Raw genomic sequence first — 12690 nt, 5'->3', positions numbered from 1 at the left:
ACATGCATGGTCGACAACCTGCTGGACACCGTCCGTGCCCAGGAGCCGCTGGAAGCACTGGCCGAGCTCGCCGCCACCCGGCAGCGACTCGAAGCCGAGACCGAGGTCCAGGTCAGGCGCGCCCGCATCCAGGGCTGCTCCTGGGAGGCGATCGCGGCGGTACTCGGCGTGTCACGACAGGCCGTACACAGAAAGTACGCGGGCGGGATCCGCGTCTTCGGGCGAAGAAAGGGCTGAGTTACGTCATGGCGAAGTCGAGCCGGCCGGGGAAGTTCAACCCACTGCGAAGGCGCAGGTGGAGCCGCGACCTCATGCCCACGGCGCCGACGACCAATCCGGACCGTCCGGACGACGAGTTCGGCGGCGGGGCCGCCGGCGTACGCGAGCCGAGGCGGCCGGGCCCCGGGCCGTTCAGCGCCGAGGCCGAAGCGGACGAGCCGGTGGAGCAGTACGTCGACGCGACTTCGTTGCGGCGTTGAGCCGAAGACCTCGACCTACAGGGTCGCCGGCCTCCGCGCGGGGTTGGCCAGATCGCCGTCGGTGAGCCCCGCATGCCCGAGCAGCTCGGTGAAATGCGCCTGCACGTAAGCCTGCAACTGCGTCGCGAACTCCGGAGCCGCCACCCTCCCCTGGATGGCCTGACCGAACAGCCCTCGCAGATCCTGCGTCGCCTGTCCGCCGCCAGACACCCAGAAGTCGCTGTAGACCCCGATCGGATTTCCCGTCAGCCGCACCTTCTCCTGCAGCTTCGCGACGTCATCGGGATATGCGACCTCGGTGACGAGTGGAAAGCCCTCCGGCACCCATCCCGGCGACGACTGCTCGGCGTCGAGGAAGGCGCTGAACCCCGGCTTCGACAACCAGAACATCAGGAAGTCCATCGTCATCGCCGTCTGCTCGTCGCCCTTGCCGACGACGCCGATCTCGTACCCCACGGTCGGCTCGGGCACCCGGACGATCGACGACGCGAGTGAGCTGACCATCGGCGGGAACTCGAAGACGCCCCATTCGAAGCGTTGTACCGATCCGGGGTCGATGTTGAGCTCGTTGGCTCGTTCGGCGCTGAGCTTGTCGAGGTCGCGGTCGAGCTGGACGAGGGCCCAGGAGGCCTCGACCATCATCGCGGCCCGGCCTTGCAGGAACGGTACGTAGTGGTCGCCGCTCAGGAGGGTGGCCGAGTCGGCGTAACGCGGGAAGATCCGGCCGAGGTTCGACATGATCTCGATGACGGCAGGCGTGTCGAACCGCAGCCGCCGATCCTTCAGCGCTTGGTAGAAGCGCAGCGGGCTGAAGGTGTACCTCACGTGCAGCTGCTGCTCGTCGGGGTCGTCGACGAACTCGGGACGGCGCGGGTCCCAGTCCCAGTCGCCTTCGCGGGCGCGGACGATGCCGGCCCAGGACGTGTGGTACTGGTCGAAGTACGTCGGCGCGAACCACGGAATCACCGCGTCGCTCAGGCTCACCGACAGCGGTGTGACGCCGGTCGCCGAGATGGTTTCGCAGACCGTCACCAGCTCGTCCCAGTTGGCCGGGGGCTCGAGCTTGAGGTCGTCGAAGACCTTCTGGTTGTAGTACCACGACAGGTGCTGCGTCTCCGTACCGATCGTGGTGCGCTTCCCAGTCGCGTCGAGGTCACGGACACGCGCGAACAGGAAGTCCTTGTCCCAGGCGTTTCCGGTGTACGGGTTGGTGCGCCACCGGTATTCCTCGAGGTTGACGTAGTTGCTGAACCCCGGCTCGTACTCTCCGGAGATGATGTCCGGGCGGGTGGGCGCCGCGGCCAGCTGGGCGCTGAGCCAGGTGGCGTACAGGCCCTTGTCGGGCCAGTCCTGCGTCTCCCAGCGGATGTCGACGTCAGGCTGGTACTGCTGGTACGCCTTGGTCAGCGCCTGCTGCGCCGCCGGCGAGGGGTTCTGCAGCGTCGCCACGACGATCTCGCCCTGGTAGCGGGGACGGCCCGTCCGGGGCAGCTCGGTCGGCGTGTCACCAGGCCCGCCGGGTGTGTCGTCGCTGCATCCGGCCAGACCGATGGTGGCGAACGAGGCGGCCGCACCGGCCGCGCCGGCCAAGAAGGATCGCCTCCGCATGCGGGCGAGCCTACCGACTCGCCCTGAGGCCGCTCGTGGGGTCAGGCTCGTTCCCACCCGTTCAGCCGTCCCGTTCAGGCACTCTGTTCGGCCACCCTGTTCAGCCGCCCGGGGAACGGTGCCGCACGAGCAGCGCCTCCGAACCCACCGGCAGGAAGCCGCCCGCCAGCAGCGTACGGACCGACGCGGCGTTGCCGGGCGAGACCTGGGCCCAGACGCCGGGCGTTCCTGCCGGCAGCAGATGCCGCGCGGACTGCGCCAGCAGCCGGCCGAGCCCACGCCCTCGGTGCTCCGGCGGCACCTCGAACGCCGCCTCCCACCGGCCGGCGAGCCCGCGGCCGAGGATCAGCACGCCGCCGCCGTCGGGCAGAGTCCACACGCTGACGTCCGACCGGTAGACGTGTGCACGTCTGACCCGTGGGTGGCAGGAGTGGGGTGGGCCCGTGCGGGCGGAGCCCGCGGGGGCCGCGGGGGCCGGACAAGCACAGTCGTCGTCGATCCGCTCGAGCGCCAGCGGTGGGTCACCGGGCAGTGCCGGGGCGTACGTCACCATGTCGACGCAGTTGACCCGGCGCTTCGTCCGCTCGCAGACTGCTCCGAGGAACGGCGGGTTGAGCGGCTCGGACAGGTCGCCCGGCGGGAGCAGCGTCGCGGCCCACTCGGGCTCGATGTCGGCCGCGATCAGGATGTGGGCGGTGAACACCACCACCGCTGCCTGCTCGGGCACTGGTTGCGGCACGACCCGGATCGTGCCGTCGGCCGGAGGCATGCGGCCGGCTTCCACGTCGTCGAGGACGGCCTTCAGGAGGCCGCGACCAGATGTGTCGGTCACAGGAGACAGGATGCCCGAATGGACCTAGCGGGACTGAGCGCGGTAACGGCGGTTCTCCTCGTCGTGCTCGTCGTACTCACCGCGGTGCTCGCCCGGCTCGGCGGGCTCGGCCACGAGCGCGCCATCCCGGTGGCCGCGATCCGGGCCGTCGTGCAACTCGCCGCGGTCGGGCTCCTGGTCGGACTGGCGCTGCGTTCGTTCGCCGGAACGGTCGCGTTCCTGCTGCTGATGCTCACGGTCGCCGCCTTCACCAGCGGTGGACGGCTGCGGGCACTGCCCCGGAGCCGGCGCCGCGCAGGGCTCGCGATCGCAGGTCCGGCGGTCGTCATGCTGACGTTGCTGGCCGCGACCCACTCGGTGCCGGACAACCCCGCGACCTTGCTCCCCCTCGGCGGCATCCTGATCGGCGGAGCGATGACGGCGACCAGCCTCGCGGGCAGGCGACTGCTCGGCACGATGCGGGACCGGTGGGGTGAGTACGAGGCCGCGCTCAGCCTGGGACTCACGCCGCGGCAAGCAGTCCGTACCGTGGCCGGGACAGCGGGTGCCGACGCGCTCGTACCCGCGCTCGACCAGACCCGCACGGTCGGGCTGGTCACGCTGCCCGGCACGTTCATCGGCATGGTCCTCGGCGGCGCGCAGCCACTGGTCGCCGCCGCGTTCCAGCTGGTCGTGCTGATCTGCCTGCTGGCCGTGGAGCTGGCGGCGATCCTGCTGATCACCGAACTGGCGGCGCGGGCAGCGCCCTTCGAGCGCCCTCCGCCCGACGCCGAACGCTCCCGCCTGCTGGGCCGGTGGCTGCCGTTCAGCCGAGGACGGGGCGCAGCCGGTCGCGGGAGGCGGTGAGGTGGTCGCGCATCGCCGACTCGGCAGTCTCCGGATCGCCCGCGGTGATCGCGGCGACGATCTGCCTGTGCTCGGCGACGGCCTGCAGGCCGATCCCGCTGCCGTAGTAGAGCCGGAAGATGTGCAGGTGACAGTGCGTCTTCTCGAACAGCGACCTCAGCAGGAGGTTACCCGACATCTCGTGGATGATCGCGTGGAAGCGCTGGTCGTGACTGGTCAGGACGCGGTAGGCGTCGTAGTCGCCCTCGGCAGGGACGTCCTTCACCTGCGCGAGCTCGGCCTTCAGCAGCTTCCGGTCGGCCGGCGTCACCCGCTCGGCCGCGCGGGCCGTGGCCCACGGCTCGAGCAGGAACCGAACCTCGAAGAGCTGCTCGAAGTCGGCCCGGGACAGCAACGGCGTCGCGGTGTACCCCCGCAAGGGTTCCTTGACAGCCAGGCCGTCAGACTCCAGGCGCGCCAAGGCCTCGCGTACCGGCGTCTGCGACACGCCGAGATCACGGGCCAACCCGTCGATGTTCATCCGCGCGCCAGGCTCGATCGCGTGATCCATCACCAACGCCTTGAGCGATTCGTAGACGTCATCGGCGAGAATCTGCCGCTGCGGCAGCCGCGCGACCCTTCGTGCCTGGCTTTCAGGCGCATCCGTCGCCATCACGTACCTCCTGGGGGAGCGTACTAGTAACTCGATCTAGGACGCCCGGCAAATAGACAGGTGGTCGACCTGACATTACGAAATATCCTATAGGATGCCCGCGTGCCGGAACAGCTTTTGGACAGCACGACCGATATAGCGGCCTATATCCCACCTCGGGACCCGCTGGTCCGCGAAGCCCTCGACAAGTGGCAGGACCGCAAGCTCGGGATGATCATCCACTGGGGTCCGTACAGCCAGTGGGGCGTCGTCGAGAGCTGGTCGCTCTGCGGCGAGGACGAGGGCTGGTGCGAGCGGCGCGGGCCGTACGCCCACGACTACGCGCTCTACAAGCAGCGCTACGAGGCGCTGCCCGCCACCTTCCGCCCGACCCGCTTCAACCCGGAGGGCTGGGCGCGCGCGGCATCCCAGGCCGGCATGAAGTACGCCGTGTTCACCACCAAGCACCACGACGGCTTCTGCATGTACGACACGCGGCAGACCACGTACAAGGTCACCGACCCGGCCTGCGCGTTCTCGGCCGACCCACGGGCCGACCTCACCAGGCACGTGTTCGACGCGTTCCGAGCGGAGGGCCTGACCGCCGGCGCGTACTTCTCCAAGCCGGACTGGCACAGCGACGACTTCTGGTGGCGCCGCTTCCCCGCAGCCGACCGGCACGCCAACTACGACCTGACCCGTTACCCCGAGCGCTGGCAGCGGTTCAAGGAGTTCACGTACCGGCAGATCGAGGAGCTCGTCACGCGCTACGGCGAGCTGGAGATGCTCTGGCTGGACGGCGGCTGGGTTCGTCCGGGCCGGCGTGGCCAGGACGTCGACATGGAACGCATCGCGGCGATGGCCCGCGAGCACCAGCCCGGCCTGATCGTCGTCGACCGCGCCGTGCGCGGACCGTTCCAGGACTACCTCACGCCGGAGCACGAGTACCCCGACGAGCCACTCCCCTACCCCTGGGAGAGCTGCATCCCGCTCGGCCCGAGCTGGTACGCAGCGAGCCCGGACGAGCGCTACAAGTCCGTCACCGAGGTCGTGCACATGCTGGTACGGATCGTCTCGCGCGGCGGCAACCTGCTGCTCGGCATCGGCCCGGACGCCACCGGCGAGTTCGTCCCGGAGGTCTACGAGCGACTCGCGGGGCTCGGCACCTTCCTCGACGCGAACGGCGAAGCCATCTACGGCACGCGCCCGGTCGCGCCGTACCAGCGTGACGAGGTCTACTTCACCCGCTCCAAGGACGGCCGGACGACCTACGCCATCGGCCTGCTCCCGGCAAACTCGGATACGCTGCCAGCGGAGATCGGGTTGCCCCGGCAGCTCGGCGAGCCGAGGCGAGTCCGCCTGCTCGGCGGCGCCCGTTCCGCCGGATCGGCCGCGGACGCGACCTGGACTGTCGACGACGACACCATCACGGTCTCGCTGCCCACCGGTCGCGGCGAGCACGCATTCTGTATCGCTCTCGAGCATTAGACGGAGTTGCCAGGTGACATACCGCGTCGCAATCGGCGGAATCTCCACCGAGTCGAGCACGTTCGCGCCCCACCGCACCACACTCGGCGAGTTCTTCATCCAGCGCGGGTCCGAGGAGATGGCCGAGCGCTATCCGTTCCTCTCGAACTGGCGGCTGCCCGAGCACCCGGACATCGAGTGGATCCCGTTGCTCAAGGCCAGTGCGCTGCCGGGCGGCCAGGTGCTGCCCGAGGCGTACGACACGATGGAACAGGACCTCCTGGCCCGCCTGCAAGCCACGCTTGCCGACGGACCGCTCGACGGCTTCTACTTCGACATCCACGGCGCCATGTCCGTCGACGGCCGCCGTGACGCGGAGGCCCGGCTGGCTGCGAAGATCCGTGCGCTGGTTGGCGACGACTGCCTGATCTCGGCCTCGATGGACCTGCACGGACAGGTTTCGGAGGAGCTGGCGAAGACCGTCGAGCTGATCACGGCGTACCGCACGGCTCCGCACATCGACTACGTCGAGACCCGCGAGCGCGCCGTCCGCAACCTCGCCCGCTGCCTGACCGAAGGCATCCGTCCGGTCCGCGCCTGGATCAAGGTCCCGGTGATGCTGCCCGGCGAGAAGACCAGCACGCGCGTCGAGCCGGCTCAGTCGATCTACGCCTCGCTGCCGGAGTCCGAGGCGAAGGCAGGCGTGATCGACGCGTCGCTGCTGGTGGGCTACGCCTGGGCCGACGAGCACCGCTCGGCCGCGACCGTGGTCGTCTACGGCACCGACGAAGCCGTCGTCACCCAGGAGGCGTCCCGGATCGCGCGGGCCTGGTGGGACGTACGCGAGCAGTTCGAGTTCTGCGCACCGGCCGGCCAGGCCGACTGGGCCATCCGGCAGGCGTTCGACTCGACCGAACGGCCGTTCTTCGTCAGCGACTCCGGCGACAACCCGACGGCCGGCGGCTCTAACGACGTCGCGTACCTCCTCGGCCAGTTCCTCGCGACACCCGAACTCGCGTCCGGCGAACGCTCGGCGATCTGGGCCAGCTGCGTGGCACCGGACGCGGTCGACACGGCCTTCGAGGCCGGCCTCGGCTCCCAGGTCTCGGTGTCGGTCGGCGGCGTCTACGGCGGGGGCGACGCGGTGGCACTGACCGGCGAGGTCTACGCCCTGCACACCGAGACCCGGATGGGCAACGAGGTCCGCGTCGCCGTCGTGAAGTCGGGCGGCATCCACGCGATCCTGACCAGCCGCCGGCGGCCGTACCACTTCGTCAAGGACCTCCTCGCACTCGGCCTCGATCCGGCGGCGCACGACATCACGGCGGTCAAGATCGGTTATCTGCAACCGGATCTGTTCGCCGCGGCCAAGGGCTGGGTGCTGGCCCTGACCCCGGGCGGCGTCGACCAGGATCTCGAACGACTGGACTACCACGAGGTCGACCGCCCGATTCACCCGCTCGACAAGGAGATCCACCAGCCCGACCTGACTCCGGTCGTCTTCGTCTAGCCGATTTTCGCACGGCGGGTTGGCGCTTTTCCACACCTCCAGGCCAGATCGCTGCGCAGCTCCGTCTGCTCACCTAGGGTTGGAGGCGGGGCGGCCGGCGATCATGGGGAGAGTGGTGTGGTGGATCGGAGGACGCTGCTTCAGGCCTCGGTGCTCACGTCGGCGATGGCGGTCTCGGGCTGCGCGGCAAGCGAGGCACTCGGCCTGCGCCCGTCCGTACGGGTGGCGGTTTCGTGGAGCGGGGCCGAACGCCAAGCCTTCCTCAAGGTCCTGGCCCGGCGACCGAAGCGGCTGAAGGAGTTCGCCGTCGAGCTCGCCCCGCGCGGCGACGACATCTCGACCGCGCTCAACGACAACACCTCCGGGCGAGCCGACATCGTCATGCTGCCACGCATCGGCCTCCTGCGCGAGCACTACCGCAAGCTCCAGCCGTTGCCCACGGGACTGCGGACGGCGCTCACCAGCAACTCCTACTTCGCGACCCGCTGGCGGGAGCTGCTGTGGTTCGGCCGGCCCGCACAGCCTTACGGCATCCCTTTCAAGCTCGCGCAGAAGTCGCTGGTGTGGTACCGCAAGGACTACTTCGGCGACCTCACCCCGCCGCGTACGTGGGACGACTGGCTGGCGCTCAACAAACGCCTTGTCCGCAAGGGACTCACGCCGCTCGCCGTCGCCGGCGCCGACGGCTGGCCCTTGACGGACTACCTCGAGAACGTCCTCCTCGGTGCCTCCCGGGATGTGTACGACCAGTTGCAGCGAAACCCCGGAGACGAGCGGTTGTGGGAGAGCCGACAGGTACGCACGGCGTTCGAACGGCTGGCCGCGATGTGGGGAATGCCGGATGCGCTCGCCGGCGGCAGTCGCGGCGCGCTCGCCCTGCAGTTTCCCGACGACGTTCTCGAGGTCTTCCTTCGCGGCAACGCGGCCTCGGTCATGACGCCCGACTTCGCGGAGTCGGTGATCAGGCGCTTCCTGTCCGATCGGGAGCTCAGGAACGTCGACCTGTTCCGCTTCCCCGCCGTAGGACCAGAGCAGCCACTGGTCGTCGGCGGCGACATCGCCGTCCTGCACCGCAGGGCCGGCGACGAGGCGCGACAGCTGGTCACCTGGTTGGCCGGCAAGGACGCGCCGACCAGTTGGGTCCAGAACCCCGGCGGGTTCATCGCCGGCAACCGTCAGGTCGAGCCACCAGCCGTCCGGCCGGAGTGGCCCTATTCCGCGCACCTCCGCGAGCAGGTCGAGGAGCTGGCCGACAACGAGTTCCCGTTCGATCTCTCCGACCAGATTGGCGCGGTGGGCGACGAGCTGGGCCGCGTTCTGCAAGACTTCCTCTCCCAGCTGCCGTCGACGGCGGACACGTCCCAACTGGTCGATGCCGCCATCGACCGGATGAAGGCGATTGGCAGGCGCTATGGCAACGCGGGCTGAGCCACAGCCGCCGCTTGCCGAGCCGGGACCGCCGGACATCCTCGGCAGCGAGCTCCCGAGCGGCCCGGTGTCGAGCCGCGCGAGACTGCGGGTCAACCGCTGGCTGCTCGGCCTGCCTGCGATGCTGCTGATCGGGCTGCTGGTGCTCGTGCCTGTCGCGGTGACGTTCGTCTCCGCGGTCGTCTGGTCGGTCCAGGCCAACGCCATGACCGGTCGCAACAACTTCTGGGACCTGGCCGGGGACCCCGATGTCCAGCACGCCGTCATCAACAGCGTTCTCTGGCTGCTGGTCGCCGGTGTTGTCCTGGTCATAGGCTTCGGCCTGGCCAGGCTCAGCCTGATCGCCAGCAGCCTCGGCCGGGTTCTGATCCTCGTCCTCGTGCTCCCGGCCGGCGTCTCGTCGCTCGCGGCGGGAGCCGCGTTCCGACTGATCTTCGACCCCACTCCTGAACGCAGCCTCGCGACAGTGGTCGCCGGCTTGCTGCCGTGGCAGCCACCCGCCTGGCTGGGCCCGGGATGGGTCTGGCTGGTACTGATCTCCGCGTTCGCCTGGATCTGGCTCGGCTTCGCTGTCACCTTGTTCCGGGCAGGACTCGAAGCGATGCCGGCCCAGTTGCTGGCGTCGCTGCGACGACCGCGTCGGAGCGGCCGGCGCCGGCTCTCCCCGCTCCGGGTCCTCGACGCCCTGTCCAGGCACAGGAAGCTGCTCCTCCTGCTGCCGGTCAGCACCGTCGTGGTGCTCACGGTCCTGATCGCCGCGCTCAGGGTGTTCGACCTGATCCTGATCGTGGCTCCGGGTTCGGTGCAGGACGACGTCGGCGTGATGGGCGTCCAATGGTGGCGCAGCCTGGGCTCGACGTTCGGTGAGCGGGCTGTTCTGGCGGTCCTCCTGTTCGCGTTCGTGAACCTGATCGTCTTCGGCGGTCAGCGGCTCCTGCGCGGAGGCGACCGCGACGAGCCGGCGGCGCTCTGGAGCCCGCTGGAGCCCGACGACGGATCCGATCACAGAGGCTGGCGAGCCAGGCTGCTGGCAGCGAGCGTGATCGTGTTGTGGGTGCTCCCGATGGTCGTCCTGTTCGCGACTGCCCTGCACGATCCGGTGCCAGCGGTGGCGGATAGCTGGTGGAGCCCGAGTGGAGTCGGGTTCACCTCGTTCGGTGATGCCGTCCATCCCGAGCTGCTGTCCAGTTTGACCCGCACGTTCGTGATGGCGGTGCTGGCGACCGGCCTGGTCGTCGTCGTGGGCGTTCCGGCTGCCTATCTCCTGCTGTGGGGCGGGCTGAGCACGCGCGCGTCCACGCGCATCCGGCTGCTGCTGACCGTTCTCGTTGCGACGCCGGTGCAGATGTACGCCGGCCCGCTCGGCAGCTTCCTGGGCTGGGCCGGCGTCACCGGCTCTCCCGTCGTGCTCGCCATCGTGCACGCCGCCGCCGGGCTTCCGTTCGCCATCCTCGTGCTCTATGCCTCGTACTCCCACGCCGCTCGACACTTGTCGCCCGAGCAGGCCGTCGAGCTCGCGCTGGGCCGCCCGAGCTCGCACGTCACGGTCGGCCGCGTATGGCAGCGGACCAAGTACTCCCTGATCGCGGTCGCGGTCCTGGAGTTCGTCTGGGTGTGGAACGACTTCATCGTCGGGCTGCTGATCAGCGGGCCGGGTTCGACGCCGCTGACGCTTGTGCTCTGGGGCGAGGCAAGGCAGTTCGTCAGCTCGTCCGGTGCCGTGGCCGCGAGCGCGGTGATCGCACTGCTGCCACCGGTGATCCTGCTCGCACTGACCTGGAGCCGGGTCGTCCGTGGGCTCATCGGCGGTGGCCGACAGTGACCTCCCCGCCCAAACGCCGTAGCGAGCGGACGATCGAACGCTTCCGGTCGCTGTCCGGGGGCACGGCCGTGATGGCGGCCTCGCTCGTGGTCGCGGCGTTCAGCTCGCTGATCTCCGCGCTCACCGCTGTCGTCGTACTCGTCGTGTTCTGCGTGCTGCTCGCGGTCTGGCTGGTGCTGTTCCTCACCTCGCAGACCGACGAGACGCCGCCCGACCTGCGGCCGTACGACCGCCTGCGCCCGCATTCCGAGGTGTGGCGGATCCGCGTGCGGCACGTGGAGGCCGCGCCGGAGATCCTGGCGCAGTACGGCAAGGTCGTGATCTGCGGTCTGCGCGACGTCGGCACCTCCACGGTCGCGGACCTGGTTGTGCACCAAGCCGCGGCGGCGGGCAGCATCGACCCTTCGACCACGATGCTGTTCGATCTGCGCGGGTTCTCCTCACACGAACCCGACGACCAGTCCACGGTGGCGCGGCGCCTGCTCACCCAGTTCGAGCTGGCCTACCCGGCCGGTGGTGACCACACTCTCGACCTGGCGGCCCAGCTGCTGGTGAAGGCCTGCCAGGACAAGCGGCTCACGCTCGTGCTCGACAACGTGTCGCCCGGCCAGCTCGACTGGCTGCTGCCGCACTGGCCGCAGGCGGGCCCGCAGCAGCCGATCCTCGTCATCGCGGGGAACTGCCCAACTGGACATTACTTCGACCTGCCGGTCGAGCCGCTGACCCCGGACGAGATGCGGGCGATGTTCGAGTTCGAAATGAGAGGGTACGAGATCGGCTCGCGCGACGGGCTGGACGCCGTCCTGCTCGCCTGCCTCGGCCGGCCACGTGCGGTGAAGGACCTCACGATCGCGCTGAAGCGCCCCGGCGCGAAGGTGTCCATCCCCGGTCTGGCCGAGCCCCTGACGGCGGTCGCCGTCGAGGCCGGCGAAAACCCGCTGGTGGAGATCTGGACCGAGCTGCTGCGCCACATCGAGGAGGACCTGTCGGAGGAGGCCATGGCGCTGATGTACGCGCTCGCACAGCTTCCGGTGACGGACCTTCCGGAGCAGGCGATCGCGAGTATGGAGCGCACGATCGCCGGCGGATCTCCCACCGGTAACCCACGCGCGGAGCTGGAGCAGTACAACCTGGTGCAGCGGACCAACCGCGGATACCGCGTCCCCGAGGAGGTGCGCCTGGTCATCGCGGGGACCGGTAGCGGCGCCCGCAACAGCGCGGTGCCGGCCGCGCGCGCGATCCGGGCGCTCGTCCACGACTACGCCGCGGGAGCGACCGCGATGCTGGAGCAGAGATCGGAGCAGGCGGCAGAGCGCCTCACGCCGTTCGTCGCCGGCGCCTACCCCGCTGATCTGCTGCCTGAGTTGATCGACGACCTCAACCAGCTCCTGGATCAGCTGCAGTCATGGCTACACAGGCAGCACCGGCCGGAGGACCTGCTCAAGCTGGCCCGACGGATGGCCGAGCTCGCCGCGGAAGCCGGCCGGCCCGACATCGGGGCGTTGGCGCAGATCAGGCAGGCCACCGCGCACCGCTGGATCGGTGACCTCGATGCGGCGGCGGACTGCCTGGCCGAGGCGGAACGGCTGATGGAGGTGGCGCCCCAGCAGGAGGTCGGTGCCGTACGCTGCCACGAGCTCGGGCGGCTCCGGTTGGAGTCGGCAGGCGAAGCGCCCAAGGACTCGCCCCTCCACCAGCAGGCGCTGGACGAGGCAGCCGCGGCGTTCGCCGAAGCGCTCCGGCTGTTCCCCGACAAGAGTCACAGGGCGCGCTGCTCTGCCTACATCAACCTCGCCGCGGTGGAGTTGCGCCGCGGCGATCCCGCGGAGGCGTTGCGGTATCTCACCCCGGCCGAATCGCTCGCTGACCGCGATCCCGCCACACTCGCGCAAGTCAACGAGCATCTCGGGCATGCGTACCGCATGCGCGACGATCGGGACCGCGCGTTGCGTCACTACGAGGCGGCCTGGCTGCGTTACACCGACCTCGGCGACGCCGACGGTGTCCGGCGCTGCAAGCGGCACCTGACGGACCTGGGGCCGGAGGGCGACCCGCGATAGCCTCGTC

11 protein-coding genes are annotated in these 12690 nt (G+C 69.7%); 8 read left to right on the top strand and 3 right to left on the bottom strand.

All coding sequences use genetic code 11. The features are described 5' to 3' along the window. Positions 1 to 6 precede the first annotated feature (6 nt). Both ACYVF6_RS45035 and ACYVF6_RS45030 read left to right on the top strand, forming a co-directional pair. Positions 7 to 237, top strand: coding sequence for a hypothetical protein (locus ACYVF6_RS45035; protein WP_460532976.1), 231 nt, complete (start codon positions 7 to 9; stop codon positions 235 to 237). 8 nt (positions 238 to 245) lie between these two features. Continuing rightward, complete coding sequence (locus ACYVF6_RS45030) at positions 246 to 479, top strand: hypothetical protein (RefSeq protein ID WP_460532973.1); 234 nt, start codon at positions 246 to 248, stop codon at positions 477 to 479. Between the two features lie 15 nt (positions 480 to 494). Here the strand turns inward: ACYVF6_RS45030 and ACYVF6_RS45025 are convergent, their stop codons facing one another. After that, positions 495 to 2087 (bottom strand): ABC transporter substrate-binding protein, encoded by a 1593-nt coding sequence (locus tag ACYVF6_RS45025; RefSeq protein ID WP_460532970.1) that lies wholly within the window; start codon positions 2085 to 2087, stop codon positions 495 to 497. Between the two features lie 100 nt (positions 2088 to 2187). Then, the gene (locus ACYVF6_RS45020; protein ID WP_460532968.1) at positions 2188 to 2919 is read right to left on the bottom strand and encodes a GNAT family N-acetyltransferase; all 732 of its coding nucleotides are present in this window, start codon (positions 2917 to 2919) and stop codon (positions 2188 to 2190) included. An 18-nt stretch (positions 2920 to 2937) separates the two neighbouring features. On the opposite strand from ACYVF6_RS45020, the gene ACYVF6_RS45015 reads away from it, so the two are divergent. Next, complete coding sequence (locus ACYVF6_RS45015; protein ID WP_460532965.1) at positions 2938 to 3765, top strand: ABC transporter permease; 828 nt, start codon at positions 2938 to 2940, stop codon at positions 3763 to 3765. On the opposite strand, the gene ACYVF6_RS45010 is transcribed toward ACYVF6_RS45015, so the two are convergent. Next, positions 3725 to 4417, bottom strand: a complete 693-nt coding sequence (locus tag ACYVF6_RS45010; protein WP_460532962.1) for a GntR family transcriptional regulator — start codon at positions 4415 to 4417, stop codon at positions 3725 to 3727. The two genes, ACYVF6_RS45015 and ACYVF6_RS45010, sit on opposite strands and share 41 nt — an antisense overlap. A gap of 102 nt (positions 4418 to 4519) precedes the next feature. Here ACYVF6_RS45010 and ACYVF6_RS45005 point away from each other — a divergent pair, with 102 nt between their 5' ends. From ACYVF6_RS45005 to ACYVF6_RS44985, 5 genes are all read left to right on the top strand, one after another. Beyond that, entirely contained in the window at positions 4520 to 5884 is a 1365-nt protein-coding gene (locus tag ACYVF6_RS45005) for an alpha-L-fucosidase (RefSeq protein ID WP_460532959.1), read from the top strand. A gap of 13 nt (positions 5885 to 5897) precedes the next feature. Further along, positions 5898 to 7373 (top strand): M81 family metallopeptidase, encoded by a 1476-nt coding sequence (locus tag ACYVF6_RS45000; protein WP_460532956.1) that lies wholly within the window; start codon positions 5898 to 5900, stop codon positions 7371 to 7373. Positions 7374 to 7490: 117 nt separating this feature from the next. After that, positions 7491 to 8801, top strand: a complete 1311-nt coding sequence (locus tag ACYVF6_RS44995; protein ID WP_460532953.1) for an ABC transporter substrate-binding protein — start codon at positions 7491 to 7493, stop codon at positions 8799 to 8801. Continuing rightward, positions 8785 to 10623, top strand: a complete 1839-nt coding sequence (locus ACYVF6_RS44990; RefSeq protein WP_460532950.1) for a sugar ABC transporter permease — start codon at positions 8785 to 8787, stop codon at positions 10621 to 10623. The genes ACYVF6_RS44995 and ACYVF6_RS44990 overlap by 17 nt, the downstream gene beginning before the upstream one ends. Beyond that, positions 10620 to 12683 carry a tetratricopeptide repeat protein gene (locus ACYVF6_RS44985; protein WP_460532947.1) on the top strand — a complete coding sequence of 688 codons (2064 nt, stop codon included), beginning with the start codon at positions 10620 to 10622 and terminating at the stop codon, positions 12681 to 12683. The genes ACYVF6_RS44990 and ACYVF6_RS44985 overlap by 4 nt, the downstream gene beginning before the upstream one ends. The last annotated feature ends 7 nt before the right edge of the window (positions 12684 to 12690 follow it).

This window comes from Flindersiella endophytica (assembly GCF_054779015.1).
This window is presented reverse-complemented; position numbering and strand designations above follow the sequence as displayed.

Coding starts and splice junctions, on each gene's coding strand:
- ACYVF6_RS45015 (WP_460532965.1), top strand. CDS start 2,938: ATGGACCTAGCGGGACTGAGCGCGGTAACGGCGGTTCTCCTCGTCGTG.
- ACYVF6_RS45030 (WP_460532973.1), top strand. CDS start 246: ATGGCGAAGTCGAGCCGGCCGGGGAAGTTCAACCCACTGCGAAGGCGC.
- ACYVF6_RS45010 (WP_460532962.1), bottom strand. CDS start 4,417: ATGGCGACGGATGCGCCTGAAAGCCAGGCACGAAGGGTCGCGCGGCTG.
- ACYVF6_RS44990 (WP_460532950.1), top strand. CDS start 8,785: ATGGCAACGCGGGCTGAGCCACAGCCGCCGCTTGCCGAGCCGGGACCG.
- ACYVF6_RS45035 (WP_460532976.1), top strand. CDS start 7: ATGGTCGACAACCTGCTGGACACCGTCCGTGCCCAGGAGCCGCTGGAA.
- ACYVF6_RS45025 (WP_460532970.1), bottom strand. CDS start 2,087: ATGCGGAGGCGATCCTTCTTGGCCGGCGCGGCCGGTGCGGCCGCCTCG.